This window comes from Streptomyces sp. AM 4-1-1 (assembly GCF_029167625.1).
Taxonomy (GTDB): domain Bacteria; phylum Actinomycetota; class Actinomycetes; order Streptomycetales; family Streptomycetaceae; genus Streptomyces.
The window spans coordinates 550,727-577,624 of record NZ_CP119145.1; the positions used below are offsets into that span (position 1 = coordinate 550,727).

Genomic DNA, 26,898 nt, shown 5'->3' on the forward strand with positions numbered 1-26,898 from the left:
CCGGGGAAAGCTCCTGGCGAATATTGGCGAATCCTGTTTCCAGGCGGCCGCACCCTGGGTACGGTGGCAGCACGGTCCCGGACTCAGCGGCCATTCGACGGAGCCCCGCCGTGGCCGAAATTCTCTGCTCGCGCAATGCTCACGGGAGACGTTCATGGCATTGGGATTTCTGTTCGGCGGCGGCGTGGGAACCGAAGTGCACGGAGTGGAACTCCACAAGGCATATCCGGTCATGCGTGATCTGTACGAGGAGATCGCGGAATGGACCGGACTGACGGTCGGGCAGATCCTGGAGGAGGATCTGCCGGAGGCCCCGGAGGAGCGGCAGAGCGTCGGCACCATACGCGAGACCGCCCTGGCCCTGGGTGTCCACGACGTGCTCGTCGGACACGGTCTGCGCCCCTCGGTGCTCGGCGGGCTGAGCCTCGGGGCGATGACCGCGAGCGCGCTGGCCGGGGCGGTGAGCCGTCAGGATCTCTTCGCGATGCTCTCGCACTCGCGGTACGCCCCCGAGCCGCCGGCCGGCTCTCCGGAGCAGGGGCTCGCGCTCGCCTTCGTGGCGGCGGACGCCGATCTCGCCCTGTACCGGGGCGAGGGGCGTCCCGGTGTCCACGCGTCGGGCGATTTCGGTCCGACCGCCGACGGGGCCATGAGCATCATCATGCTCTCGGGCGAGCGGGCCGCGCTGGACGAGCTGGCGGCGGAGGTCACCCCGGGCACGATGGTTCCGCTGCCGGACCGGACGATCGCGGTCCACTCGCCGCTGCGCCGCCCCTACCGCGACTTCATGGCCCCCTACGTCGACGGCATGACCTTCGTGTCTCCCTCACTGCCGCTGCTGTCCTGTCTGGAGCGCGGACGGCTGGCCACGGCGGACGACGTCCGTGACCTCTTCCACCGCAACGCCACCGACCCGGTCAGCCTGGTGGATGTGTACGCCGGGATGAAGGAGGAAGGGGTGCGGCTGGGGCTCGTGATGGGCGGGTCCATCCCGGACGGCATCCTCAGGTTCCCGTTCCCGGTGGTGCACGTCGACCGGCCGGAACACATCGAGCAGGTGCTGACCACCGTGTACGAGCTCGGCATCGACCTGCCCCCGGCGGGGGCACCCCGGTGACCACCACGGTCCGTGGGGCCGGGGAGGCGTACGCGCACCGGGGCGCCGAGTGCGACGCGCTGGTCGAGGACTGGCTGGGCACCGATCTCGACCGGTGGACGCGCCGGGTCGTCCGGCGGCACTTCGACCCCCGTACCGGCAGTCCGTACTGGCTGCGGCGGGCGGCGGAGCTGGACTTCGATCCGCGGGACATCACCCGTCACGAACAGCTCACGGCGTTCGGCCCGTTCCCGCTGGACGTGCTGCGGTCGCAGGACCCGTCGGAGCTGGTCCCGCTGGCCGTCCCGCGCCCGCTGACCGGCCGGGTGTGGGACTCGGGCGGCACCACCGGCACCCCCTGCCGGGTCTTCTACACCCCCGACATGCTGCTGCACCGGGGCGCGTGGCGCCGCTGGTCGTTCGTCAGCGAGGGCTTCCTGCCCCACCGGACCTGGCTCCAGGCCACCCCGACCGGCCCGCATCTGATCGGCAACGGCGTCTGGGAGGCGGCCGAGCTCCACGCCGGGCAGGTGTACGGGATCGACATGGACCCGCGCTGGGTGAAGCGGCTCATCCGCGCCGGCCGGCTGGCGGACGCCAACGAGTACACCACCCATCTGCTGGAGCAGATCGTCGATGTGCTGGGTCTCGGCTCGGTCCACTACCTCAACACCACCCCGGCGATCCTCCAGGTCCTCCGGCAGCGGCACCCCGACGCCGTGGCCGCCCTCGACGGGGTACGCCTCAGCGGCACCCAGATCAGTCCCGACATGTACCGCGACTTCGTGACCGCTCTGCGGGGCGGGATCTGCGGCCTCAGCTACGGCAACACCTTCGGCAACGCGGCCGGTCTGCCGGTGGGCGACGAGGGGGAGCCGCTGGCGTACGCGCCGAACTACCCGCAGGTGACCATGGCGGTGGTGGACAAGGAGGACTGGTCCACCACCGTGGCGTACGGGGCGGCCGGGCAGGTGCGGCTGACCGTGCTGCACGACGATCTGTTCCTGCCCAATGTGCTCGAACGCGATCAGGCGCTGCGTCATGACTGCGGCGACGCGTGGCCCTGTGACGGTGTCGCCAATGTCCGCCCGCTGCAAATAACATCATCGGCTCCCGAAGGGCTCTACTGACGTCCTCCGCCGACGGCTCGGGCATTTCCAGCCAGCAAGAGAAGGAATTCCGATGGCTCTGTTCGAACGTGACGACGAGCTGTCCCTTCTGCACAGCCTGCTCGCCGAGAGTTCGCGGGGCAAGGGCCAGATCGTATTGCTGAGTGGCGCCGTCGGAATCGGAAAGACGGAGCTGCTGTACGCCTTCGGTGAGCAGGCCACCGACGCCGGGGCGCAATTCGTCGTCGCCTCGGGCCGGGACACCGGACTCGCCGGACCGTTCGACGTGGTGCGGCAACTGTTCGCGGACCTCGCTCTCCCCGCCGAACTGCGGGACCGGCTGTCCGGACCGGGCGGCGGCGAGGACCAGCGGCAGACCCGGGCCCGGCTGGCGCACGATCTCTGCGAGGCGCTGCTCGGGCTCGCGGCCCGGCGCCCGGTCCTCATCGGCGTGGACGATGTGCACCGGGCGGACGGCTCGTCCATGGGCTTCCTGCTGCGTCTGGTCCGCCGAATCCGCTCGGCGCCGGTGATGCTGGTCCTCAACGAGCCGCGCCACACCCGCCGCGACCACCCGGTGTTCGACACCGAACTGCTGCGTCAGCGGCACTACCGGCGGCTACAACTGCCCCCGCTGTCCCGGCAGGGGGTGACGCGCCTGCTCACCGAGGGGCTGGACCCGGCGGAGGCCCAGCGCCTCGCACCGGAGTGCCACGCGATCAGCGGCGGCAATCCCCTGCTCGTACGGGCACTGCTGGAGGACCACCGGGAACTGGGTGGCGCACGCGGCCTCCGAACCGTCCAGGAGCCCCACGACATCCTCGGCACCCGTGACGTCCGTGACATCCGTGACGTCTCCGACGATCCGGTACGTGGCCGGGCCGCACCGGACCCGGGCGCGCCGGGAGGCCCGGTGGCGGGCGACTCCTTCGGGCAGGCCGTCCTGGCGTGTCTGCGCCGCGGTGAGCCGGGCATGCTCGACGTCGGCCGGGCGCTGGCGGTGCTGGGGGACGCCTCGTCGCCCGCGCGCGTCGCGCGGCTGCTCGGGACCGGCGCCGACCCGGTCGTACGGGTGCTGCGTCAACTGGACGCGGCGGGACTGCTCGACCTCACCCGCTTCCGCCACCCGGTGGCACGGGCGGCCGTGCTGGGGGACGTCCCGCCGGAGCGGCTGCGTGATCTGCGGCTGGGCGCGGCCGGGCTGCTGCACCGCGAGGGCGCCGCGTCGACCGACGTCGCCCGGCACCTGGTCGCGGTCGGACATGTCGACGACCGGTGGGTTCTCCCGGTCCTCAAGGAGGCGGCCGAGCAGGCCAGGCTGAGCGACGACATCCCGCTCGCGGTGAGCTGTCTGGAACTGGCGTCCCGCGCCTGCTCCGACGCCGTCGAGCGGGCCGGTCTCACGGCCGCGCTCGCCAGGGCCGAGACGCGGGTGAACCCGTCGGTGGCCGCCCGGCACCTCGTCCCGCTGGCCGACGCCGCGTGCGGTGGCGCCCTGCCGGACACGGACGTCTTCCCCCTCGTCAAAGCGCTGCTGTGGCACGGCCGCGGGGACGAGGCGGCGGCGGTCGCCCGGCGTCTGTGCGAGGCGCCCGGCTGCGCCGGCGCACCGGCCGCGCTCGGGTCCGTACGCGCGTGGCTGCGCGTGTCGCACCCTCCTCTCCTCGACCGCATCCCGCCACGAGGGGCGTGCCGGACCGGCCCTCCGCCGTACCCCGGAGCCCCGCGCGCCGACGCCCTGCTGGCCTCCGTGCTGAGCGGCGAGCCGGACCGGGGCGCGGCCATGAACGCCGAGCAGCTGATCCGGTCCACCCGGTTGGACGACACGACGTTCGACGAGATCGAGTCCGCCCTCCTCACCCTCCTCCACACCGACCGGCTGGGCCGGGCCGCCCTCTGGTCGGGGCGGCTGCTGGCGGAGGCCACCGCCCGGTGCGCACCGGCCTGGCAGGCCCGGCTGGCCGCGGTGCGCGCCGAGACGGCGCTGCGGTACGGAGACCTCCCCACCGCCCGGCGCCTCGCCGAATCCGCCCTCACCCACGTCTCGCCGCGCGGCTGGGGCACAGCGGTCGGCGCCCCGCTGGCCACCCTGGTGCTGGCGCACACCGCCATGGGTGACGCCGGGGCGGCCGAGGAACAGACCCGCCACCCACTGCCCGAGGGGGTGTTCCGGTCCCGGACGGCTCTCCCGTATCTGTACGCCCGTGGCCATCAGCGGCTCGGCGCCCACCATGTCCACGCCGCTCTCGACGACTTCCTGCTCTGTGGCAGGCTCGCCCGCGACTGGGGCCTGGACCTGCCGTCGCTGGCTCCCTGGCGCAGTGGCGCGGCGGCGGCCCATCTCGTCCTCGGCCGGCGCGAGGAGGCTCACCGTCTCGCCGAGGAGGAGGTGGAGCGTTCGGGCCCCGGCACCTCCCGCAGCCGGGGCATGTCCCTGCGGCTGCTGGCCGAGAGCGGCGAACCGCCGCGCCGCGCCGCCCTGCTCCAGGAAGCCGTACGCGTGCTGCGTCTGTGCGGCGACCGGCTGGAGCTGGCACGCGCGCTGGCCCGTCTCAGCCAGGCCCAGCACGAACTGGACCAGGCGGGCAAGGGGCGCAAGGCGCTCTACCAGGCGCTCCAGCTCGCCGAACGCTGCTCGGCCAGGTCCCTGCAGCAGTCCCTGCTGTCAGCGGACCCCGGCGGGCGGCCACTCGCCGCTCCGGCCGCGTTCCCGGACTCGCCCCGGCTCAGCGCCGCCGAGCAGCGGGTGGCCCGGCTGGCCGCCCTCGGGCACTCCAACCGGGAGATCGCCGACCGGCTGTGCATCACCGTCAGCACGGTCGAGCAGCACCTCACCCGGGTGTACCGCAAGCTCAACGTGGCCAACCGCGCCGATCTGCCGAGCGAGTTCCACCTGGTCACCGCGCACACCGCGTGACGTGCCCCCGACACGACACGGACCGTGGTCACCGGGGGCGCGAGGTGGTCCTGACGCGGCGTGGCCTCGGCCCCGGGAGCGCCCCCGGGGCCGAGGCCGGTCCATCGGCCTGCCGTCAGCGGCCCGCAACGCCTTGACGTTGTCGCCGAACGTCCAGTCGCGCGAGCCCCCCAGTTGAGCGACCAGGTCATCAGGCCTTGCTGGAGCTGAGGCAGACCCCCAGCAGACGTGCCGTCCGGCGGAACATGCTGAGTAGTTCCCTTCTTGCCGTGACGGCGCGTCACCGGGTGGGTGAGCGTACCCATGGCGCCCTGGCTACGAGTGGGATGAGGAAGCCGGGTTCTCGGCACGGGGGCCGGTCCAACCCCTGTGTACCGGTGACCGAAACAGCCCTCCAATGACGCGCCCCTGACAATATGACCCAAGACGCGCGCGGAGGCCGCCGGACCGTCCGCACCGGGCGGACGACGGCGCGGGAGAACAACCTGTCCGACACGCCCACCTCCTGGAACGTGGAGGGCCTGGAGACCTGCGCGATGCGATTCACCAGACGGTAAAGTGGTCCAGACCTCCCGTCAATAGGTCCGGACCAAGAGCCGGTACCACGTCAGGCCGCCGCGCTCGGGACACGCACACCGGCCGATGCCCGGTCGGCAGGAAGACTCCCGGCCATGCTCCGCGCCCGCCGGCCGCCCACCGTCGGCTCGCGACGGAACGGCCGGCCACCGCCTCCGCGTCCGAACGCGCGAACACCCCGCGCCCCGCCCGGCTCCGACGCGCGCCGGACAGCGACCCCCTCCGGACACGCGTCGCGCGGACGACCCGCCGCAGGCCGCCGCCCGCACGACACCTCGGCGCAATACCCGAAACGGGTGAACGGCCACCCTGCGGGTGAATTCGCTCGCTCTCGCACGGACAGCGGCCTTGGCGCGCCCTGTCGCCGACTCAAGGTCGAACCTGCGCTCGAAGAATCGCCCCAGGAAGACCGTGACGCCCCCCGCACGAGCGTCGTTTTCCCCACGTCCGTTCGATACGAGGAGGTGCGACGCCCCCGTGGCCACTTCTCACCGAAGAGCGCAGGGAAATCGAACACGGCGTCCACCCGGCGCCGACGACCCGGCGTACCGGCCGCTGTTCCCCACCAGCACTCCCTCCCCCGGGACCGACCCCGTGGTGTCCCGTGCGATCCCGTTCCGCGCGATCCGTCCCGTGGGAATCCGTCCCGCGCGGTTCGGTCCGCTTCTCCCCAGTCATCACCCGTCGGAGGTACTGATGTCATACGGCGCGCTTCCGCCCACCTGCCCCTCTTCCCCACCGGAGCCCAGGGGCTCCTTCACGACCGGCATCGGTCAGGTGCCCGCATGAAGCGGTTCCTCACCCGCCCCGAAGCGGTCGAACCGGCCGTGTCCGCCTCCGAACGGGAGCTGTTCGGCGGGCCGTTGCGGTACGACATGGGCTGGTCCACCCACGAGTACGCGCGTCTCGAACTCACCCTGTCGGCCACCCTGCGCTCGGTCCCGCAGATGATCTCGGGCACGCTCCGGCTCGCGCTGCGCGCCGACCGGCGGGCCATGGTCACCGTCGCCGTCACCGAGATCGGCCAGGGGGTGACCGCGGCCCTCGGGCTCATCGTGGTCAACGCCGTGCTGGGGGCCCTGCTGGGCAGCGGTGACACGGCCGCCCGGCTGCACTCGGCGCTGCCCGCGTTGCTGGCGGGGAGCGGCGTCGCGGTGGCCGGAGCCGTGCTGGCGTCCCTGTCCACGTCCGCCGCCGGACGGCTGGAGCCGAAGGTCGAGAGGGCTGCCAACGAGCGGTACCTCCGGGCGGCGGCCCGGGTCGAGCTGGAGGCGATCGAGGACGGCGAGTTCCGCAGACTCATCGACATCGCCCAGTTCGGCGCGGCGTCGGCCCGGCGCATGATCGGTGTCTGTGTCGCCTCGGTCAACGGGATCATCTCGCTGATCGCCGCGGGCGGCGTCCTGACGATCCTGCACCCGGTGCTCCTGCCGATGCTGCTGCTGATCGCCGCGCCCCGCGGCTGGGGCGCGATGCGCGTCGCCCAGCGCCGGTACGTGTCCACGATGCAGTGGGTCGAACACATCCGGGCGAGCCGTCTGCTGGGTGATCTGCTCACTTCGCGCACGGCGGCGCAGGAGGTCCGGGTGCACGGCGTGGGCGGATTCTTCCTGGGCCACTACCGGGCGATGGCGGAGAGCGCCGAGGAGGAGCAGTCGCGCCTCGCGAAGGACAAGGCGGGCACCGAGTTCCTGGCCGCCGCGCTGTCCGGTGGCGCGGCCGTGGTCACCTACGCGGCGCTCGGCGCGCTCATCCTCGGCGGGCACATGGAGCTGGCGGTCGCCGGGACGGCGGTCATCGCGGTGCGCTCGGGCACCTCCGGGCTGGGCGCGCTGGTGATGAATCTGAACGCGCTGCACGAGGAGTCGCTGTACGTCCGCGATCTCGAACGCTTCGTCGACGAGTCCGCCCGGAGGGCGATCCCGGTCGGCGGTCTGCCCATCGATCCCCACTTCGAGGCCGTGACCTTCGAGAAGGTCACGTACGGCTATCCGGACCGGGGCGAACGTCCCGCGGTGGACGAGGTGTCGCTGACGATCCCGGTCGGGAAGGTGACCGCCCTGGTCGGGGAGAACGGCGCCGGCAAGTCCACCCTGATCAAGATGCTGGCGGGGCTGCTGCTGCCCGACAGCGGACGGGTCCTGTGGGGCGGGGTCGATCTGCGGGAGGCCGACCGCGAGCAGGTCTTCGCCCAGGTGGGGCTGCTGACACAGGACTTCGAGCGCTGGCCGATGACGGCGGGGACGAACATCCGCATCAGCGACACCGGCCGGCCGGCCGACGAGGAGGACATGCGGGAGGCGGCGAGCTACGCGAACGCCGACCGGATGATCGCGGCTCTCCCCCAAGGGATGAACACGCTGCTGGCCAGGGTGTTCCGCGGGGCCAGTGAACTCTCCGGTGGCCAGTGGCAGAAGATCGGCCTGGCCCGAGCCCGCTACCGCGATCCGCGGGTGCTGATCGTCGACGAACCCACGTCCGCGCTCGACCCGGCCGCGGAGATCGCCGCGTTCGAGAGGATTCGTGGTCTGGCGGGTCCGGGACGGGCCGTGGTCCTGGTCACCCACCGCATGGCGGCCGTCCAGCACGCGGATCTCGTACACGTCCTGCACGAGGGCCGCCTCGCCGAGCGGGGCACCCATGACGAACTGATCGCCGCGGGAGGCCGCTACGCCGCCATGTACCGGGCCCAGGCCGACCAGTACCGGCAGGAGCGGGTCACGTCCGACGTGACGCGTGTCCCCGCGCCCGCGCGGTCCGGTCCCGAGCCCTCCGGCGACGACCGCGCCGCGACCCCGTAGCGGGGACCGGCGGAACGCACGGAGCTCCTGGCGGCGTGGGCGGTTTCGCGTGTGGGCCCGTCCACCAGGAGCTTCGTCGTCGCGTGCGGTCCACGTCTCCCAGCGACCGCGCGTCACAGCCGGCCGGTAAGTGACTCACCGACGCCCCGTCATGGGCACTCGACATGCTGGAAGATGCGTGCGACGACCGCGCAGACGATCTCCTCGACGACGGTGTAGTCCGGTGGGTCTCCCTTGTCTCCCTTGTCGCCCTTGTCACCGCGTGGCCCGGGTTCTCCCCTCTCCCCCTTCTCCCCCCGCTCACCGCGTGGGCCACAGTCCCCCTTCTCGCCGCGCTCGCCCTTCTCGCCGTCCCGGCCGGGAGGGCCGGGGTCACCCGGTGCGCCAGGCTCGCCCTGTTCGCCCCGGGGGCCGCATTCGCCCTCGTCCCCCTTGTCCCCCTTGTCGCCCTTCCAGCCCGGGTCACCCTTCTCCCCCCGGTCGCCCGTCCTGCCGCGTGGGCCGCAGTCCCCCTTCTCACCGCGCTCACCCTTCTCGCCGTCCCGGCCGGGGTCGCCCCGGCCACCCCGGTCGCCCTTGCTCCCCGTCTCGCCCTTGTCGCCCTTCTCGCCACGCGGGCCGACATCACCACGGGCCCCCTTCTCCCCCTTCTCCCCGTCGTCGCCCTTGTCGCCACGCCCGCCGCGTGGGCCGACGTCCCCCTTCTCCCCCTTTTCGCCCCGCTCTCCGCACAGCGGCTCCTTGACCGTGATCGTCACGGTCTCGGTGACGCATCTGGATTCGATGTATTTCCTGACCGTCAGGCATGCCTCACCGAGAGGGGCGTGGGAGGAAACCGTGAAATCGCCCACCCAGTAGGACGTTCCGCAGATCGGTGTGAGGTCGTGCCATTTTCCCGATCCACCGGGGCAGACGGAGCAGCTGTATTCCACCGCTTCGCCGCCCCCGGGTTGGGGCCAGTACACAATGGCCCTGGTGGTGGTACCGGGGTGGAGCGGGTCTCCGAAGAGAACGAAGACCGATGAGAGTTGTTCAATCGGCGTGACCATACTTTCTCCTTCAGCAGGCGCCGGGAAGCAGAGTATGTGTCAACTTTCCGCTCTTCTCCTCGGGAAGAAAACACCCACGAAACCGGACACAATCACCAGTGGACCATACAGATGGCGGCAACCGGACCGACCTACTTCGCCGAGCGCAACCTGGGATTGAATGGAACACAGGCGCCACATCGGCACCTTGCGTGATGTACTATTCGACTCTCTACCCAAATATAAGTCGAGCATCGTTCCAAAAGGTCGAGAATACGGGATTAAACCCAACGGAGTGAATCATGGGACCGTGTGATGATCCTGCGGCGCACTTTCCGTTTCCATCTCGCCGATGATTCTTCCATCAATATTCTCGTATTCAAGGGATATCCCCTTCACCGCACGCCGGCGTGGGCGGCCCGGCGGCATGGCGATGGATTCGTTCCGGCGGGCGGGCGACCGGCAGGGTTCCCGGAAGCGCGACGCCGACGGCGTATCCGCGAACGGCGAACATGACCGGTCCCGCCGGTCCGGTTCTTCTAACGTTCCGGTCATGAACAGTCGGAGTGCGTGGGTCGTCGGAGCGACAGGGCAGGTGGGGCGAGCCGTGGTGCGTGGGCTCGCCGAGGACGGCTGGGAGGTGACCGCGGCCTCTCGCGGGGGCGGCAGGGACGAGCGGTGGCCCGGGGACGTACGGACGGTGGCGCTCGACCGCGACGACGACGGGGCGCTGGGCGCGGCGCTGGGCGACGGCTGCGACGTCCTGGTCGACATGGTGGCGTACGGGCGGGCGCACGCCCGGCAACTGACCGGACTCGCCGACCGGATCGGTTCGGCGGTCGTCATCTCCAGCGGAGCGGTGTACGAGGACGGGCGGGGGCGGAGCTTCGACACCCAGGGGGAGCCGGACGGCGCGCCGCGCTACCCGGTGCCGATCCCGGAGACCTGTCCGACCGTGGCGCCGGGGGACACGACGTACGCGGCGCGGAAGACCGGCCTGGAGCGGGAGTTGCTCGCGGCCGGTGACGTCCTGCCGGTGACCCTGCTGAGGGCCGGCGCGATCCACGGCACGTACTGCCGCACACCGCGCGAGCTGTACTTCGTCAAACGGATTCTGGACGGCCGGCGGCGGCGGGTGCTCGCGTACGGCGGAGCGTGCCGCTTCCACCCGGTCCATGTGTCGAACGTCGCCGAGCTGATCCGGCTCGCCGCGTCACGGCCCGGGTCACGGGTGCTGAACGCCGCGGACCCGGAGGCCCCGACGATCGCCGAGATCGCGGCGGGTGTCGACGCGGCGCTCGGCCGGGAGACCGGGACGGTCCTGGTGCCGGGCGCTCCCCCGGCGGACGGGATCGGTGTCACGCCGTGGTCGAGCCCGCATCCGATCGTGTACGACATGACGGCCGCGGAACGGGAGCTCGGCTACCGGCCCGTGACCGGGTACGCGCGGTCGTTGCCGGAGACCGTCGAGTGGCTCGCCGCGCGACTCGCCGGGCGGGACTGGCGGGAGGTCTTCCCCGCGATGCTCCGGACGTACGGCGAGGGGTTGTTCGACTACGCGGCGGAGGACGCCTGGCTGGAGCGGTACGACCGGGGTCACGCCGGGTGACGTGGGGTGGCGTCGAAGTCCGTGTCCTGACGCCCCGTCCGGCACACGGGCGCACGGCGAGCCTCGCGGGCACGGCCGAGGGGCGGCCGGTGGAATCCGACCGCCCCTCAAGGCAGGTTGGTTCAGCGCCGACGGAGGGTCACGGCTTCGGGGTGGCGTGCGGGGCGCACGTCACGTCGTGACGGTCGGTCCTCCCGGTGAGCAGGTAGGTGTCCACCCGCTCGTTGACGCAGGGGTTCACCAGGCCGGTGACGCCGTGCGAACCGGCGTCCCTCTCGGTGATCAGACGCGAGCCCTTGAACCGCTTGTGCAGTTCGACGGCGCCCTTGTACGGGGTGGCGGCGTCCCGCGTGGACTGCACGATCAGCACGGACGGCAGGCCCTTGCCGGTCTTGACGTTCAGTGGTGTCCGCTGCTTGGCCGGCCAGGTGGCGCAGGGCAGGTTCATCCAGGCGTTGGCCCAGGTCATGAAGGGGTTGTCGCGGTGCAGCCGGGTGTTGTCGCGGTCCCACTTGCGCCAGCTGGTGGGCCACTTGGCGTCGGCGCACTCGACCGCCGTGTAGACGGCGTTGCCGTTCTCCGCGGAGATGTTGCCCTTGATGTCCGTCATGTCGGGGGCGGCGGCGTCGATCAGCGCCTGGGTGTCACCGCCCAGGTAGTCGCTCCAGGTCCGGGCGACGGGGGCCCAGCTGGAGTCGTAGTACGGAGCGCTCTGGAAGAAGCCGATGAGCTCGGCGGGTCCGACGACCCCGCCGATCGGATTCTTCTTGGCCGCCGCGCGGAGCGTCAGCCAGGCCCGCTCGACCTTCTCCGGGGTGTCGCCGATGTGGAAGGCAGCGTCGTTCTTCGCCACCCACGCCTTCCAGTCGTTCCAGCGTGACTGGAAGGCGATGTCCTGGTTGAGATTGGCCTCGTACCAGATGTTCTCCCTCGCCGGGTTCACCACGCTGTCGACGACCATGCGGCGCACGTGCGACGGGAACAACGTCCCGTAGACGGCGCCGAGGTAGGTGCCGTAGGAGACGCCCAGGTAGTTGAGCTTCTTCTCACCCAGCGCCGCGCGGATGACGTCCAGGTCACGGGCGGTGTCGGGCGTCGTCATGTGCGGCAGCACGGCGCCGCTCCGTTCGGCGCAGCCGTCCGCGTACTCGGCGGCGAGCTTGCGCTGGGCACGCTTGTCGGCCTCACTGCCCGGAACCGGGTCCGCCTTCGGCGCCTTGACGAACTCCTGCGGGTCGACACAGGAGATCGGAGCGGAGTGGCCGACGCCGCGGGGGTCGAAGCCCACGAAGTCGTACGCCTTCGAGGTGTTCGCCCAGAGCGGGTTCTTGGTGGTGACGCGCCGGGGGAAGGCCATCCCCGAGCCGCCGGGGCCGCCCGGGTTGTAGACCAGGGCGCCTTGGCGCTCCCGCTTGGTGCCGGTGCTGACATGCCGGTCGACGGCGATCCGGATCTGCTTGCCGTCGGGCTTGGCGTAGTCCACCGGTACGGACACCCAGCCGCACTGGATCGGCTTCGCCAGCGCCCAGTCGGCCGGGCAGTCCGTCCAGTCGATCCCGGCCCTGGCCGCGCGCGCGGCGGCCACTTCGACGCCGTACGCCTCGGAACCGCCGTGATGACGGCCGTCCGCGGTGGCCGCCGGCGCTGCTGTCGCGCCCACTATGAGCGTGCCGGCGATGAGTGTGCCGGCCGAGCCGAGCACTCCTGTGCGCCTCAAGTCGATCCTCCCCATGGTCGTTGCGCCGCCGATGACGGCGCGGCTGATAGGACCTCCTGCGGATCGTGTCGTCTGTGAGGCCCCTGAGGACAGGCCATGGGGGTACTTCTTTACCTAATCAATAACCGGAGACCCGTGTCCCGCTGAGCGGTCACCGCTCGCGACACGGCCGGTCCGGTGCCAGTCATGACAGTCGCGGCGTCCGCGGCGTTCGGCGGCGATACCGAAGCGGCGGCGTTCGCCCGGAGCGGACGCCACCGCCGGCCGACGCCACGGATCTGCTCACCCGCCCCTCGGCGCCCGCCTCACCCTCTTCGAGTCGTTGCGGGTCAGCGGCGGAGGCCAGGACCACGAGCGCCCTGCTCGCGGCGGGCGCACCCGGGCGTCGGCACGCCCTGCCGAGCGTCGGCACGTCCTGCCGGGCGCCCGCGCTCTCCTCCAGCAGCCCCTCGTTCGACGGACCGGTACAGGGGCGGCCGTCGGGTCTGGAGATCGAGGCGCGGGAGTTGGTACGGGTGCGCGCGATGCTCACCGAGATGCCGGCGCCGCAGGGGAGCGAAGAGGCGGTCGGATCACCTTGCCCCCCGGCCCCGCGAGTTGACCGGCCGTCGGCTGCGACACGCCTGTGTGACGTGCGGTGTTCCTCCCTCGTTCGGCGTAGGCACCCTCCTGGGGGAGGGGTCGCCCGACTTGCGTACCCGGGATGGACGACGACCGGAACGGCCTGCTCCACCGCTGGTGCGCCGCCGGTCGTGCGGTGTGACCGGGATCTCGAACACCCTTTGTCCACCCGAACGGATCAGTCGTGATGAGCCTCACATAACGCCCTTTCAGCTCGGAAAAACGGCAGTCGATGGGTAAAGATCCCTGGGACGACAAGCCCCCGCCACCGCGGCGGGGCGGTCCGGGCGGACGCCGAGTCCTGCCGCCGTCCGGATGCCTGGTCGACAGAAGTGGATCGGCAGGAGTGGAGGACCCGAGCACAACGGGCCGACGAGAGATCGATCGGCCCTCGGGGTGAAGCCGCAGACCGCGGCCGGGCAACTTCGCCAGCCCGAACCCGACAGGTCATCCTTCACAGGCGGCTGACGAAGGGTTGCGCATGACTGCGCAGGTTCATGTCCCGTCTCTGATCGCGCGGGCCGGTACGGCCTCCGTTCTCACTCTCGCCGCCACGTGCGGCACCCTGCTGGCACCGGGCTTGGTGTCCGAGGCACAGGCCGCCACCCATTCGACGAAGGCGCTCGGCATCGCCGCGTCGAAGAAGGGATCGCCCTACGGGTACGGTGCGGCGGGCCCCCACCGCTTCGACTGCTCCGGTCTGACGCTCTACTCGTTCAAGAAGGCGGGCAAGAAGCTCCCACGCACCGCCCAGCAGCAGTACAACAAGACCCGCCACGTCTCGGCCTCCCAGCGGCAACGCGGCGACCTGGTCTTCTTCCACTCCGGGCGCGGTGTCTACCACGTGGGGATCTACGCCGGGAACGGAAAGATCTGGCACTCCCCCAAGACCGGCGCGGTGGTCAGGCTGGAGAAGATCTGGTCGAAGGGGGTCTGGTACGGAAGGGTCCGCTGACCGGGCCGCCACTCTCTCCTGTTCCGTCCGAGCGGGTGGCCGGGGCCGCGCGGCGGCTCCGGCCGCGGCCCCGGGGCCGCTCGGGGTCCGAAGGCGCCGCGGGTCCCGGGGCCGCAGCGGCCGGTCCGGCGTTCGCGTTCAGTGCCGCGCGTGCGGCAGCCACGGCAGGGCGACCCACACGGTCTTGCCGCCGTCGGCGGTCGGGGTGATGGTCAGCCGGCCGCCCCACTCCTTCGTCAGAGTGCGGATGATCACCATGCCCCGCCCGTTGTCCTGCCGCACGGCGGCGGGCAGTCGGCGGGGCCGGCGCGGGTCGCTGTCCGTGACGCCGAGGTGGAGCTGTTCGTCCCGCTCCAGCCGGAGGTCGACCGTGAAGGCGGGCGATCGGCCGGCGGTGTGCTGGACGGCGTTGGTCGCGAGTTCGGAGACGATCAGCCGGATGGTGTCGGCGATCTCCGTGTCGCGTGGCAGACCCCAGTCGGTGAGCGTGTCGGCCACGTATGTCCGGGCCCTCGGGACCGAGGCCGGATCGCTCGGCAGGGTGACGGTTGCTTCTTGATGGTCCGCCATGGCGCGCCGTCCCTTTCCCTCCCAGGCCGACCCGCGATCGGCCTGGATTCCGCTTCGCGTCAGATTGCCACTGATGCTGCCGTCTGTGACGACGATCCACCAAGATATGCATATATCTGTCGCTCGAAGCGGTGAACTCTGCCCCGGACGAACGTATTCGGGCGGCACACTGATGCCTTCGACCGAGCGGGAGGAGGAGTCATGCAGCACGGCCCCGCGGTACGCCGCCGCAAACTCGGGGAGGAGCTGCGCGCGCTGCGCAACAGGTCCGGTCTGACGAGCCGGGAGGCCGCGCGGCTGCTCGGCTGGCACCAGTCGAAGGTGAGCCGGATCGAGACCGGCACCAGTGGGGTGCGGCCCGACGACATCTCGCGGCTGCTCGACGCGTACGAGGTGGGTGACGCGCGGCTGCGGGCGCTGCTCGAAGTGCTCGCGGGTTCGGCGGGCGGGGGCGGCAGCGGCTGGTGGCACGCCTACCGGGGCCTGATCCCGCCGCAGTACCGGGACTTCATCAGCCTGGAGTCGCAGGCCAGGACCGCCCGCACCCTGGAGACATCGGTGGTGCCCGGACTGCTCCAGACCGCGGACTACGCGCGCGCCGTGACCCGCTCCGCGCTGGACGGGCTGCCCGCGCGTCAGCTCGACTCGCTGGTAGAGGTGCGGCTGGCACGGCAAGGAGTGCTGCGTGCCGATCCCCCGCTGCGGCTGAGCGCGGTGCTCGACGAGGCGGTGCTGCGACGCGAGGTCGGCGGACGCGAGGTGATGCGGGAACAGCTCGACCATCTCGCCAGGGTGGCTGAGCTACCGCATGTGAGACTTCAGTTACTTCCTTTCAGCATCGGTGGGTACGTCGGTCTCACCGGCCCTTTCGTCATCTTTTCCTTTCCGAACATTTCTGATCTGGATGTGGTCGTTCTCGATCACTTGACGAGTAGCCTCTATCTGGAGCGGAAAGAAGACCTTGAGGCGTACGGCTCGGCCTTCCGCACCATGCAGGCGCGCGCGCTGTCGCCCGAGCACTCGATGGACCTCATCGCCGCGATCAGCCGCGGCGCTCAGACGTCCAGACTGCCCGAGGGGGCCTGATGTCCGACCGCTCGGACCCGTACGAGTCACCGCACGCCGTACGGTGGCGGCGCAGCAGCCGCAGCACCGGAATGAACAACTGTGTGGAGACCGCGGCCCTGGCCGGGGAACGGCTCGCGGTCCGGGACTCCAAGGACGTGGCCCGGCCACCGCTGCGGTTCTCGGCGACCGCCTGGTCGTCCTTCGTCTCCGTCCTGCGCGGCGGACCGGTCAGCTGACCGGAGCCGTCGCCACGACCGTGGCCACCGCGGTCGCGATCTCCGGTTCCGTCAGATCGGCCCGCGCGGTCAGTCGCAGCCGCGACACACCGTCCGGCACCGACGGCGGGCGGAAGCAGCCCACGGCGATCCCGGCCGCACGGCAGTCCGCCGCCCAGCGCACCGCGGCGGCGGCCGAGGGAGCGCGGACGGAGACGACGGCCGCGTCGGGCCGGACAGCGGTCAGCCCGGCCGCGGTCAACCGCTCGTACAGCGCTGTGGCGACCGAGCGGGCCCCGGCGGCCCTGGCGGGTTCGCGGCGCAGCAGTCGCAGGCTCGCCAGGGCGGCTCCGGCCGCGGCCGGGGCCAGGCCGGTGTCGAAGATGAACGTCCGGGCGGTGTTGACCAGTTGCTCCACGACCCGGGCGGGCCCGAGGACCGCGCCGCCCTGGCTGCCCAGGGACTTGGAGAGGGTGAGTGTCGCCACGGTCCCGTCCCCGCCCGCGAGCCCGGCGGCATCGAGCGCCCCCCGCCCGCCCGCACCGAGAACTCCCAGGCCGTGCGCATCGTCGACGAGCAGTGCGGCACCCTCCGCCCGGCAGGCGTCGGCCAGCCGGGACAGCGGGGCCGCGTCGCCGTCGACCGAGAAGACGGAGTCGGAGACGGCCAGGGCGCGTCCTCGGTGGCCACGCAGGACCTTGCGCACGGCGTCCGGGTCGGCGTGCGGGACGACGACGGTCTCGGCCCGTGACAGCCGGCAACCGTCCACGATCGAGGCGTGGTTGCCGGCGTCGGAGACGATCAGTGAGTCGCGTCCGGTGAGCGCGGTGAGGGCGGCGAGGTTGGCGGCGTAGCCGGACGACAGCACCAGGGCGGCCTCGAAGCCGCAGAACGCGGCCAGTTCGCGTTCGAGTTCGGCGTGCAGGCCGGTGCTGCCGGTGACCAGCCGTGAACCGGTGGCGCCCGCCCCCCAGCGGTGTGCGGCGTCGGCCGCCGCGGCGGTCACCTCGGGGTGCCGGGCGAGGCCCAGATAGTCGTTGCTCGCGAGATCGAGCAGCACGGGCTCGGCCGGTCTGGGACGCAGCGTACGGACGAGGCCGGCGTCCGCGCGGCGGCGCGCCTCGTCGTCGATCCAGTCGAACGGGGCGGCGGGCATGAACGGTCCCTTTTGTAGGCAGCTCACAGAGCCTAGCCGGGCCGCTGACCGGGCACGGTGTGGCAATACACACACCGTCTCTCGGCTCTGTTGTCCGGTTCCTCCTTGGCCACGGGCGTCACCGTGCGCCAGGATCATGGCCATGGACCTGCTGAAGACGCTGGTGGACAAGGGATTGCGGCGCGAACTGCCGACCCGCGAAGAAGCGCTCGCCGTGCTGGCGACCTCCGACGACGATCTCCTCGAAGTGGTGGCCGCGGCCGGGAAGGTACGTCGTCAGTGGTTCGGGCGGCGGGTGAAGCTGAACTATCTCGTCAACCTGAAGTCGGGGCTCTGCCCCGAGGACTGCTCGTACTGCTCGCAGCGGCTCGGCTCCAAGGCGGACATCCTCAAGTACACCTGGCTGAAGCCGGAGGAGGCGTCGAAGGCGGCGGCGGCCGGGGTGGCCGGCGGCGCGAAGCGGGTCTGCCTGGTCGCGAGCGGCCGGGGGCCGACGGACCGGGACGTGGACCGGGTGTCGCGGACCATCGGGGCGATCAAGGAGCAGAACCAGGACGTCGAGGTGTGCGCCTGCCTCGGGCTGCTCTCCGAGGGGCAGGCCGAGCGGCTGCGGTCGGCGGGCGCCGACGCGTACAACCACAACCTCAACACGTCCGAGGGGACGTACGGGGACATCACGACGACGCACACGTACGCGGACCGGGTGGACACCGTCCATCAGGCCCAGGCCGCCGGTCTGTCGGCCTGTTCGGGTCTGATCGCGGGCATGGGCGAGAGCGACGAGGACCTGGTCGACGTGGTCTTCGCGCTGCGCGAGCTGGACCCGGACTCGGTGCCGGTGAACTTCCTCATCCCGTTCGAGGGGACACCGCTCGCCAAGGAGTGGAACCTTTCGCCGCAGCGCTGCCTGCGCGTCCTGGCGATGGTGCGGTTCGTCTGCCCGGACGTGGAGGTACGGCTCGCGGGCGGGCGCGAGGTGCATCTGCGCTCGATGCAGCCGCTCGCGCTGCACCTGGTCAACTCGATCTTCCTGGGCGACTACCTCACCAGTGAGGGCCAGGCCGGACAGGCGGACCTGGACATGATCACGGACGCGGGGTTCGAGGTGGAGGGCTCGGACACGACGACGCTCCCCGGACACCGCGCGCGGGCGGCCGAGGGCTGTGGCGGTCATACGGGCGGTGGCTGCGCTCCTTGTGGTGACGCCTCCGAGGCCGCCTCGGCCGGGCCCCCGGCCGAGGCGGTTCCGGACGCTCCGGTCGACGTCCCGGTCGGTGTTCCGGCGGCTCGGACCGACCTCGTCGCGGTACGCCGTCGTGGTGCGGGGACGGATCTCGCGCCCAATGCCTGAGCCCCTTTCACCCGCCGCTCTGCGCGCTCTGGACCGGGCACACGTGTGGCACCCGTACGGTCCGATGCCGGGGCGGCAGGAGCCACTGGTCGTGGAGTCCGCCTCCGGGGTGCGCCTCAGGCTCGCCGAACCCGCCCACGGACAGCGCGAGTTGGTGGACGGCATGTCGTCGTGGTGGTCGGCGGTGCACGGCTACAACCACCCGGTGCTCAACGAGGCGGCGCGCGGCCAGCTGGACCGGATGAGTCATGTGATGTTCGGCGGGCTCACCCACGAGCCCGCCGTGCGGCTGGCCGTCCGGCTGGTCGAGATCACCCCGGAGCCGCTGCGGCACGTCTTCCTCGCGGATTCGGGCTCCGTCTCGGTCGAGGTCGCGGTGAAGATGTGCCTCCAGTTCTGGCGCTCGGCGGGGCGCCCCGGCAAGCAGCGGCTGCTGACCTGGCGGGGCGGGTACCACGGGGACACCTGGCAGCCGATGTCGGTGTGCGACCCCGAGGGCGGTATGCACGAACTGTGGTCGGGTGTGCTGCCCGACCAGGTGTTCGCGGACGCCCCGCCGGACGGTTTCGACGCGGAGCCGGACGCCGCGTACGTACGCCATCTGCGGGAGCTGATCGCCGGGCACGCCGACGAGCTGGCCGCCGTGATCGTGGAGCCGGTGGTGCAGGGCGCGGGCGGGATGCGCTTCCACTCCCCCGCCTATCTGCGGGTGCTCCGCGAGGCGTGCGACGCGCACGACGTGCTGCTGGTGTTCGACGAGATCGCGACGGGCTTCGGACGGACGGGCAAGCTGTTCGCCGCCGAGCACGCCGGTGTCTCCCCCGATGTGATGTGTGTCGGGAAAGCGCTGACCGGCGGCTATCTGACGATGGCGGCGACGCTGTGCACCCCGCGCGTGGCGGAGGGCATCTCCAGCGGTGAGGTCCCGGTGCTCGCGCACGGACCGACGTTCATGGGCAATCCGCTGGCAGCCTCGGTGGCCGACGCCTCCGTGGGACTGCTGCTCGGCCAGGACTGGCGGCGGGAGGTCGAGCGGATCGGGGCGGGGCTGCGCGACGGCCTGGCCGCCGCTACCGCACTGCCCGGCGTCCTGGACGTGCGGGTGCTGGGAGCCATCGGGGTCGTACAGCTCGACCACGACGTCGACATGGCGGCGGCGACCCGGGCGGCGGTGCGGGAGGGCGTGTGGCTGCGGCCGTTCCGCGACCTCGTCTACACGATGCCGCCCTATGTGACCGACGACGACGATGTGGCACGAATCTGCCGTGCGGTGTGCGCGGCGGCGCGGGAGGGCTGAGATGACGGTCCTGGTGGTGACCGGTACGGGTACCGAGATAGGCAAGACGATCGTCACCGCGGCCGTGGCGGCCGTGGCCCGGGGCCGTACGGTCGCGGTGCTCAAACCCGCGCAGACCGGGCTGGCCCCGGGTGAGCCCGGCGACGCCGCCGAGGTGGCCCGGCTGGCGGGCGATCATGTGACAGCGTTCGAACTGGCACGGTTCCCCGATCCGTTGGCGCCCGCGACGGCGGCCGTACGGGCGGGCATGACCGCGGTCGAGCCGTACGAGATCGCCGAGGCGGCCGGGAAGCTGGCGGCCGAACACGATCTGGTGCTGGTGGAGGGCGCGGGCGGGCTGCTCGTACGGTTCGACGAGAAGGGCGGCACGCTGGCGGACGCGGCCCGGCTGCTGTCGGCGCCGGTGCTGGTGGTGGCCGCCGCCGGGCTCGGCACCCTCAATGTGACCGCGCTGACCGCCGAGGCGCTGCGGGCCCGGGGACTGGAATGCCTCGGGGTGGTGGTGGGCAGCATGCCCGCCGAGCCGGACCTGGCCGCGCGCTGCAACCTCGACGATCTGCCCGTCGTGGCGGGCGCGCCGCTGCTCGGCGTCGTGCCGACGGGAGCGGGTGCGCTGGACCCCGCCGACTTCCGTTCCCTGGCCGGGAGTTGGCTGACACCCAGGCTGGGCGGCAGCCGTCCGGTGCACTGACCGGCCGGGCGGCCCGCGACGGAAGAGGCCGGAGGCGCCGTGACCGCGCGCCTCGGAGCCGGCCCGTCGTGCGGCGGCGCGCCGCGGGCGGTGCGGGTCGGTCCCGCCGGACGCCGTGCGTCGTCCGGGCGGAGTGTGCGCCCGGGGCGGTGGGCCACCACCGCCGACCGCGGCCTGAGACCTGCCGGAGGTCAGACCGGCCACCGCGTACGTCCCGTGAGCAGGGCGCGGGCGGCCTCCTCCGTCGCGTCCGGGGTGAAGTGTCCGGTGCGCCAGGTGGTGGCGCGCATCGTGCCGCGGCTGCGATACGAGCGCACGATCCGCCGGTGGTCCTCGCGGGCCACGAAGTCGTACAGCGCCTTCTCGTCCCGCCACACCGAGACGGAACCCGACCGCGGGCGCAGGAGGTCGGAGTCCATCCACAGCCACAGGCCGACCGCGCCGCCGGTGTCCTGCCAGGTGCGGCGCAGCACCGTGCCCGCGAGACCGATGCCGATCGCGTTCCAGGGCCGGTGCGGAGTGAACTCGGTGACGCTGACGAGGGCGGCGGCGCCGGGCTCGCCGTCGGCGCCGTCCGCCGCCGCCGGGCCGGGCTTCCACGGCGCGAACCAGATCGTGGCCGACATGGCGTTCTCCTCGTGGTGGGACAGGGCCGGCAGGGGCGATCGGCGCACGGCACACCGGAACCTTAAAAGCACGGCCGTTCGTGCTAGAATATTACGCTCCTGATCCCGACCGAGGAGTAACGCGGGCATGAACGCCACCGAGGCAGTCGCGAGCGCCACCCTCAACAGCGTCTCCCGTGTCTCGGGACGGCTGGCGGGTGCGGGCGCCTTCTCCCTGTTCCACATGCCGCTCGCCCGGAGCGGCATGCGCGCGACGGAACGCGAACTGTTCGCCGGGGCGCAGGTCGGGCAGGTGGACGTCAACGGCAAGTCCGCGGCCACCTACCGGTGGGGCGACGGCGAACGGCCCGTTCTGCTCGTGCACGGCTGGCAGTCGCGCGGATCACGCTTCGCCGACTTCGTCCCGGGGCTGCTCGACCAGGGACACAGCGTCGTCACGTTCGACGCGCCCGGCCACGGCGACTCGGGCGGCCGGAGCACCACCATCCTGGAGTACCGCGAGATCATCACCCGGCTCCATGACCAGTACGGCACGTTCGACGCCCTGGTGGCACACTCCCTGGGCGCGCTCGCGTCCTTCTACGCCATGACGAACGGCGTGAAGGCACGGAAGGTCGTGACCATCAGCGGGGTCTGCGACTTCTCCTACCTGACCGACGAGTTCTGCACCGCGCTGAAGCTGCGCGACCGGTTGAAGGCGCGGCTCCAGGACAGGATCGGGACGAAGCTCTTTCCTCACGTACCCGCCGACCGGACACCCTTCTCCGTGACGCACGCCGCCGAGGACGTGCGGTCGCCCGTCCTGGTGGTCCACGACGAGGACGACACCCGGATCGAGGTGGCACAGGGGCATCGGCTCGCCGGGGCGTTCGGCGACCGGGCACGGCTGGTCACCACGAGCGGTCTCGGGCACCGCCGGATTCTGGGTGATCCCGAAGTCGTACGCACGGTGCTGGACTTCGTGGGGCGGAGCGAACTCCGGCCCTCCGACCCGGCGCACGAACCCCTCGTCGCCGACTGAACAGCCGCACGGAGCAGAACGACGGAACGGGCCGACGGGAACAGGCCGGCTGGACAGGCCGGCGGATCGGATGTCCGGCGGGTCCGCCAGTCCCGCCGGTCCCCGGCCACTTCCGGCGGCCGTCGGTGACGCCGGCGGGCTGCCGGGCACGGATGTCCGGCAGCAGGATGACACCACCGGCGCACGGTCGTCACCCGTCCCTGGCCACCGCCACACTGACCGCACGATCGTCCGCTTATTCAGTACACTGTTTCCTCAGGCATGACGACGGCCTGGCACAAGAGACGGGCAGGTGCGCGCATGACACCGGCACACACGGACGGACGGATCGCGCGCGGGAACCAGACCCGTCAGCTGATCCTCAAGCGCACCGTGGACATCGCCTCCGTCGAGGGGCTGGAGGGGCTGTCGCTGGGGCGGCTGGCCACTGAGCTGAAGCTCAGCAAGAGCGGGGTGTTCGCCCTGTTCGGCTCCAAGGAGGATCTTCAGCTCGCCACCGTCCGGGCCGCCATCAAGATCTATCTGGAGCACGTGGTGCAGCCGGCCCGCGAGCTGCCGCCGGGACTGGGCCGGCTGTGGGACGTGTGCGCCCGCTGGCTCGACTACTCCCGGCTGCGGGTCTTCCCCGGCGGCTGCTTCTTCTACTCCGCCTCGGCCGAGTACGACGCCCGCGAGGGCAAGGTGCACGACACCCTCGCGGCGGCCAGGACGAACTGGTTCGTCTTCCTCGAACAGACGGTGCGCGACGCTCAGCGAGCCGGTGAGATCGAGCAGGAGACCGACGTCCCCCAGCTCGTCTTCGAGATGGTCGCCATGCTGGAGATGGCCAACGCCGAGTCCGTCCTGCACAACGACGTCAGCTGTTACGACAAGGCGACCAGGGCCCTCCTCGCCCGGCTTCGGGGCGTGGCCACCGACCCCTCGATGCTGCCCGGCACGGACTGACCGCGCGGGTGTGCGGCCCCGGTCACGCGGTTCGCGGACCGGGGCCGCACACCTGTCGCCGGGCGCTCACGCGCCGATGGCGTGCACACCCCCGTCGACATGCACGATCTCGCCCGTCGTGCGGGGGAACCAGTCCGACAGCAGCGCGACGACCGCTCGGGCCGCGGGATCGGGATCGGACAGGTCCCAGCCGATGGGCGCACGCGTGCGCCACACCTCGCGGAAGGTCTCGAACCCCGGGATGGACTTGGCCGCCATCGTCTTGATCGGTCCCGCGGCGACGAGGTTGCAGCGAATGCCGTGCGGCCCCAGGTCCCGGGCGAGGTAGCGCGAGGTGGACTCCAGGGCCGCCTTGGCCACCCCCATCCAGTCGTAGGCGGGCCAGGCGACCGACGCGTCGAAGTCCAGACCCACGATCGCCCCGCCGCGCTCCTCCATGAGCGGCAGACAGGCCATGGCCAGGGACTTCAGGGAGTACGCGGACACCTCGACCGCGGTCGACACCGAACTCCACCCGGTCTCCAGGAAGTTGCCGCCGAGCGCGTCCTGCGGGGCGAACGCGATGGAGTGGACGACGCCGTCCAGTCGCCCGTCACCGCCGGCGCAGTCCCGTATCCGGTCGGCGAGGCTGTCGAGGTGCCCCTGGTCCTGGACGTCGAGCTCGACCAACGGAGCTGGTTCCGGCAGCCTCTTGGCGATCCGCTCGACGAGGCTGAGCCGGCCGTATCCGCTGAGGACGACCTCGGCGCCCTGCTCCTGGGCGAGCCGGGCCGTGTGGAAGGCGATGGAGGATTCCAGCAGGACCCCCGTCACGAGAATGCGCTTGCCCGCGAGCATGCCGCTCATCCGGCTCTCACTTCCTGTCCGGTCCCCACCGCTCCGGTGGAGACGAATTCCGCTATGGCCGAGACGACCTGGGGGGCGCCGAGGATGCGCTGGTGACCGAATCGGCGCGTGGTGACCAGACGTGCGCGGTCGCCGAAGGCGGCGGCGAGTCGCCCCGCCTCCGCGGGATCGACCCTCGTGTCGTCCTCGTCGTGGACGACCAGGACCGGGATACGCAGGCGGTCGGACTCGTGGAAGACCGAGAAGCGCGTCCACATGTCCGTCTCCGTCGGATACGCCTCCCGCTCCACCCGGCCCCGGAGCTCCTCCTTGAGCTCGGGCGACAGCTCCAGCCGCGCGCAGAACGTGTCGATCAGATACGCGAAGTCCGGCACGGCGCTGATCGACACCATCCGCCGGGCCCGCACCCCGTGCCGCAAGGAGACGAAGGCCGCGGTGGCGCCGAAGGAGTGGGCCACGACGGCCTCGAAGTCCCCGTGCTCACGGTGGAGTTCGACGATGATGTCGCGGTACTCCACGAGGGTGGTGGTCGAGCCGGTGGACTCACCGTGGCCCGGCGCGTCGAAGGCGACCGGACTGAACCCGAGTTCGACCAGGCGTGCGATGGCCTTCGCGTAGCGCGACGCACGCGACTCCCAGCCATGGACCAGCAGCACCGGCCGCTTCCCGCTGCCCCAGCGATAGCTGACCACCGTGTCGCCGTTGACCGTCATCTCGTCCGTCCGCGCGCTCTCCACGACCGCCCGCTCGTCCGGCCTGACCCGGCTGCGGCCCTGGGGCCGCAGGAAGAGGTCGAGCGCCGACTCGCCGGTCAGCCGGTCCGGGTCGGCCGACGCGGGGCCCTGGGCTCTGCTCACGACTGTGGTAGCGGGGTCCATTCCACGCCCTCCAGATCATCAGGAATGCGAGATGTTAGCACGACCGTTCGCTTACATTGATCGCTCACTTCCGGACACAAACTAAACGTACGGTCGTGCTATTGTCGGCCCGTCAGCACTCCCTTCTGGAGGAAGACATGACGCTCCCCCACCCCACGTCGGACACCGATGAAGTGACGGACCGGCCGGCCGGTCCGAACCAGTGGTTCAAGGACCATGTGGACGGACTGATCGACGCGCAGCTTCTGAGCGGCGTCGCGGAACCCGCCGCGCCCCCGGCGGACGCCCGCCCCACCCGGCGCGGTTCCCGGACCTGAACCACGCGCGGGGACGACCACCATGCGCGGGGACTGTCGGTGAGGCCCCGGGCCGTCGCCCCGGCGGCGGAGCCGGCGTTCACGTCCCGCGGCGCGTACACCCGTAACTCGTACGACAAGCACAGCTCGTACGCCACAACAGCTGGAGAAGGGACTGCCGTCATGACTGACGCAGGCACCACGAAGCGCCTGGGCATCGCCGTCGCGTCGGGGATGCTCAAGGGGGTCTACGGCCACGGCGTGCTGTCCGCCTTCGAGGAACGCGGACTGCGCGCGGACGTCTACGGAACGGCCTCCTCCTCCGTCCTGTCCGGCGGCCTCGCCGCCGTCGGCAGCGCCCGTCGGACCGGTGTGGACTACTGGCTCAAAGCGGCCGCCGCCTCCGCCGACAAGGGCATGAGCCAGGTCGTCCTCGACAGCATCGAGGAGTACGGTCCCACGCTGCGTGACGGCCTCTTCGGCCCGCACGCGCCGGAGTTCCTGCTCGCCACCGGCAAGGTCACCACCGCGGAGGCCGCGGAGATCACCCAGGGTCCCGGCGCGAGGGAGCTCGGCAGGCAGCTCCTGCGCAACATCTTCACCGGGGACCGGGAGTGGGTCCGGGCCAACCTGGCCACCGTGGTGTTCTCCTCCGCCGCGTCCGGTGAGGGGGCCCGGCTGACGCCGGAGAACTTCGACACGGTCTCCTACGCCTCGACGCGCATGCTGCACGCCTGGAGGATTCCGGCGGAGATCGACGGAGAGGCGTACGTCGACGCCTCGTACACCTGTGCCTGCCCGGCGCGCGAAGTGGCGGCCACCGGGGTGTCCGTGGTGATAGCCATCGGCTCCGAGCCCTTTCCGCTGTACCGCGACCTCTACGCCTCCGAGGAGATCGCCGACGGTTCCGTCCTGCACGGAGCGCGGGTCCTGGTGATCAAGCCCGACGAGGACCTGAAGGACCTGGGCGTCGACCACGCCGCGGCGTCCGCCGATGGGCTCGGCAAGGCGTACGGCATCGGCCTCGACGCCGGACACCGCTTCCTGGACGAGCACCCCGAACTGCTCGCCGACGCCGCCACGGACACGGACACCGGAGTGCGGGGGGACAGCGCGTGACACACGTGGTCACAGAACAGTGCGTCCGCTGCAAGTTCGCGGAGTGCGTCACCTACTGCCCGGTCGCCTGCTTCCGGGAGGCCGGCAGCTTCCTGGTCATCGACCCCGAGGAGTGCATCGACTGCGGGAACTGTGTGGAGGCGTGTCCTGCCGACGCGATCTACCCCGAGGACGAACTGACCCCGGACCTCGCTCCGGCGCTCGGGTGGAACGCCCGGCTCGCCCCCCTGCTCCCCCTGGCCACCTCGCGCGTCGTGCCGCTCGCCGACGCCGACGACTGGAACGGGAAACCGGGCAAGTGGGACTCCCTCCCGGTGGAACTGGCGCCGGGTCACCCCGGTTCGTGACGGCGCCCGGCCCCCGGCCGGCGTCCCGCACCGATGACGACGG

The 26,898-nt window shown here is 71.6% G+C and carries 23 protein-coding genes and 1 riboswitch; of the genes, 16 read left to right on the forward strand and 7 right to left on the reverse strand.

Annotated elements, in window-relative coordinates:
- The first annotated feature begins 154 nt into the window (after positions 1-154).
- The 4 genes from PZB75_RS02105 to PZB75_RS02120 all read left to right on the forward strand — a co-directional run bounded on the left by PZB75_RS02105 (position 155) and on the right by PZB75_RS02120 (position 8,499).
- Entirely contained in the window at positions 155-1,117 is a 963-nt protein-coding gene (locus tag PZB75_RS02105; RefSeq protein ID WP_275533563.1) for an ACP S-malonyltransferase, read from the forward strand.
- Complete coding sequence (locus tag PZB75_RS02110; RefSeq protein ID WP_275533564.1) at positions 1,114-2,226, forward strand: arylcarboxylate reductase; 1,113 nt, start codon at positions 1,114-1,116, stop codon at positions 2,224-2,226. The genes PZB75_RS02105 and PZB75_RS02110 overlap by 4 nt, the downstream gene beginning before the upstream one ends.
- Positions 2,227-2,278: 52 nt before the next feature.
- Entirely contained in the window at positions 2,279-5,122 is a 2,844-nt protein-coding gene (locus PZB75_RS02115) for a LuxR family transcriptional regulator (RefSeq protein WP_275533565.1), read from the forward strand.
- A 1,361-nt stretch (positions 5,123-6,483) separates the two neighbouring features.
- A complete protein-coding gene (locus tag PZB75_RS02120) occupies positions 6,484-8,499 on the forward strand; it encodes an ABC transporter ATP-binding protein (RefSeq protein ID WP_275533566.1) in 2,016 nt (671 codons plus the stop codon).
- A 149-nt stretch (positions 8,500-8,648) separates the two neighbouring features.
- Here PZB75_RS02120 and PZB75_RS02125 read toward each other — a convergent pair whose 3' ends face one another.
- Positions 8,649-9,548: a hypothetical protein gene (locus PZB75_RS02125; RefSeq protein WP_275533567.1), complete on the reverse strand. Its 900-nt coding sequence runs from the start codon at positions 9,546-9,548 to the stop codon at positions 8,649-8,651.
- 532 nt (positions 9,549-10,080) lie between these two features.
- Between PZB75_RS02125 and PZB75_RS02130 the strand changes: the two genes are divergently transcribed.
- Positions 10,081-11,136 carry an NAD-dependent epimerase/dehydratase family protein gene (locus PZB75_RS02130; protein WP_275533568.1) on the forward strand — a complete coding sequence of 352 codons (1,056 nt, stop codon included), beginning with the start codon at positions 10,081-10,083 and terminating at the stop codon, positions 11,134-11,136.
- 139 nt (positions 11,137-11,275) lie between these two features.
- Here PZB75_RS02130 and PZB75_RS02135 read toward each other — a convergent pair whose 3' ends face one another.
- On the reverse strand, positions 11,276-12,853 hold the full coding sequence (locus tag PZB75_RS02135) for an alpha/beta hydrolase (protein WP_275533569.1): 1,578 nt from the start codon (positions 12,851-12,853) through the stop codon (positions 11,276-11,278).
- Positions 12,854-13,780: 927 nt separating this feature from the next.
- Positions 13,781-13,952: riboswitch (cyclic di-AMP (ydaO/yuaA leader) on the forward strand.
- Positions 13,953-13,955: 3 nt separating this feature from the next.
- Here PZB75_RS02135 and PZB75_RS02140 point away from each other — a divergent pair.
- On the forward strand, positions 13,956-14,429 hold the full coding sequence (locus PZB75_RS02140) for a C40 family peptidase (RefSeq protein WP_275533570.1): 474 nt from the start codon (positions 13,956-13,958) through the stop codon (positions 14,427-14,429).
- Between the two features lie 138 nt (positions 14,430-14,567).
- Here PZB75_RS02140 and PZB75_RS02145 read toward each other — a convergent pair whose 3' ends face one another.
- On the reverse strand, positions 14,568-14,999 hold the full coding sequence (locus PZB75_RS02145) for an ATP-binding protein (protein ID WP_275533571.1): 432 nt from the start codon (positions 14,997-14,999) through the stop codon (positions 14,568-14,570).
- 201 nt (positions 15,000-15,200) lie between these two features.
- Between PZB75_RS02145 and PZB75_RS02150 the strand changes: the two genes are divergently transcribed.
- Both PZB75_RS02150 and PZB75_RS02155 read left to right on the forward strand, forming a co-directional pair.
- Positions 15,201-16,085, forward strand: coding sequence for a helix-turn-helix transcriptional regulator (locus tag PZB75_RS02150; protein ID WP_275533572.1), 885 nt, complete (start codon positions 15,201-15,203; stop codon positions 16,083-16,085).
- Positions 16,085-16,303, forward strand: coding sequence for a DUF397 domain-containing protein (locus tag PZB75_RS02155; RefSeq protein WP_275533573.1), 219 nt, complete (start codon positions 16,085-16,087; stop codon positions 16,301-16,303). Before PZB75_RS02150 ends, PZB75_RS02155 begins: the two co-directional genes overlap by 1 nt.
- Here the strand turns inward: PZB75_RS02155 and PZB75_RS02160 are convergent.
- On the reverse strand, positions 16,296-17,438 hold the full coding sequence (locus tag PZB75_RS02160; protein ID WP_275533574.1) for an 8-amino-7-oxononanoate synthase: 1,143 nt from the start codon (positions 17,436-17,438) through the stop codon (positions 16,296-16,298). The two genes, PZB75_RS02155 and PZB75_RS02160, sit on opposite strands and share 8 nt — an antisense overlap.
- Positions 17,439-17,580: 142 nt before the next feature.
- Between PZB75_RS02160 and bioB the strand changes: the two genes are divergently transcribed.
- From bioB to bioD, 3 genes are read left to right on the forward strand one after another with little or no spacing between them, the layout of a single operon-like run.
- Complete coding sequence (gene bioB, locus PZB75_RS02165) at positions 17,581-18,789, forward strand: biotin synthase BioB (RefSeq protein WP_275533575.1); 1,209 nt, start codon at positions 17,581-17,583, stop codon at positions 18,787-18,789.
- Entirely contained in the window at positions 18,782-20,086 is a 1,305-nt protein-coding gene (locus PZB75_RS02170; RefSeq protein ID WP_275533576.1) for an adenosylmethionine--8-amino-7-oxononanoate transaminase, read from the forward strand. Before bioB ends, PZB75_RS02170 begins: the two co-directional genes overlap by 8 nt.
- A 1-nt stretch (position 20,087) precedes the next feature.
- Positions 20,088-20,777, forward strand: coding sequence for a dethiobiotin synthase (gene bioD / locus PZB75_RS02175; RefSeq protein WP_275533577.1), 690 nt, complete (start codon positions 20,088-20,090; stop codon positions 20,775-20,777).
- Positions 20,778-20,968: 191 nt separating this feature from the next.
- Here the strand turns inward: bioD and PZB75_RS02180 are convergent, their stop codons facing one another.
- Complete coding sequence (locus PZB75_RS02180) at positions 20,969-21,451, reverse strand: hypothetical protein (protein ID WP_275533578.1); 483 nt, start codon at positions 21,449-21,451, stop codon at positions 20,969-20,971.
- 79 nt (positions 21,452-21,530) lie between these two features.
- On the opposite strand from PZB75_RS02180, the gene PZB75_RS02185 reads away from it, so the two are divergent.
- Both PZB75_RS02185 and PZB75_RS02190 read left to right on the forward strand, forming a co-directional pair.
- Positions 21,531-22,424 (forward strand): alpha/beta hydrolase, encoded by an 894-nt coding sequence (locus tag PZB75_RS02185; protein WP_275533579.1) that lies wholly within the window; start codon positions 21,531-21,533, stop codon positions 22,422-22,424.
- A 300-nt stretch (positions 22,425-22,724) separates the two neighbouring features.
- Positions 22,725-23,369, forward strand: coding sequence for a TetR/AcrR family transcriptional regulator (locus PZB75_RS02190; RefSeq protein ID WP_275533580.1), 645 nt, complete (start codon positions 22,725-22,727; stop codon positions 23,367-23,369).
- Positions 23,370-23,435: 66 nt separating this feature from the next.
- On the opposite strand, the gene fabI is transcribed toward PZB75_RS02190, so the two are convergent.
- Together fabI and PZB75_RS02200 are read right to left on the reverse strand one after the other, a co-directional pair.
- Entirely contained in the window at positions 23,436-24,215 is a 780-nt protein-coding gene (fabI, locus tag PZB75_RS02195) for an enoyl-ACP reductase FabI (protein WP_275533581.1), read from the reverse strand.
- Positions 24,212-25,072 carry an alpha/beta hydrolase gene (locus PZB75_RS02200; RefSeq protein WP_275533582.1) on the reverse strand — a complete coding sequence of 287 codons (861 nt, stop codon included), beginning with the start codon at positions 25,070-25,072 and terminating at the stop codon, positions 24,212-24,214. The genes fabI and PZB75_RS02200 overlap by 4 nt, the downstream gene beginning before the upstream one ends.
- Positions 25,073-25,230: 158 nt before the next feature.
- On the opposite strand from PZB75_RS02200, the gene PZB75_RS02205 reads away from it, so the two are divergent.
- The 3 genes from PZB75_RS02205 (at position 25,231) to PZB75_RS02215 (ending at position 26,855) form a co-directional block, all read left to right on the forward strand.
- The gene (locus PZB75_RS02205; RefSeq protein WP_275533583.1) at positions 25,231-25,410 is read left to right on the forward strand and encodes a hypothetical protein; all 180 of its coding nucleotides are present in this window, start codon (positions 25,231-25,233) and stop codon (positions 25,408-25,410) included.
- Between the two features lie 162 nt (positions 25,411-25,572).
- A complete protein-coding gene (locus PZB75_RS02210; RefSeq protein ID WP_275533584.1) occupies positions 25,573-26,508 on the forward strand; it encodes a hypothetical protein in 936 nt (311 codons plus the stop codon).
- A complete protein-coding gene (locus PZB75_RS02215; RefSeq protein ID WP_343286214.1) occupies positions 26,505-26,855 on the forward strand; it encodes a ferredoxin family protein in 351 nt (116 codons plus the stop codon). Before PZB75_RS02210 ends, PZB75_RS02215 begins: the two co-directional genes overlap by 4 nt.
- Positions 26,856-26,898: the final 43 nt, after the last annotated feature.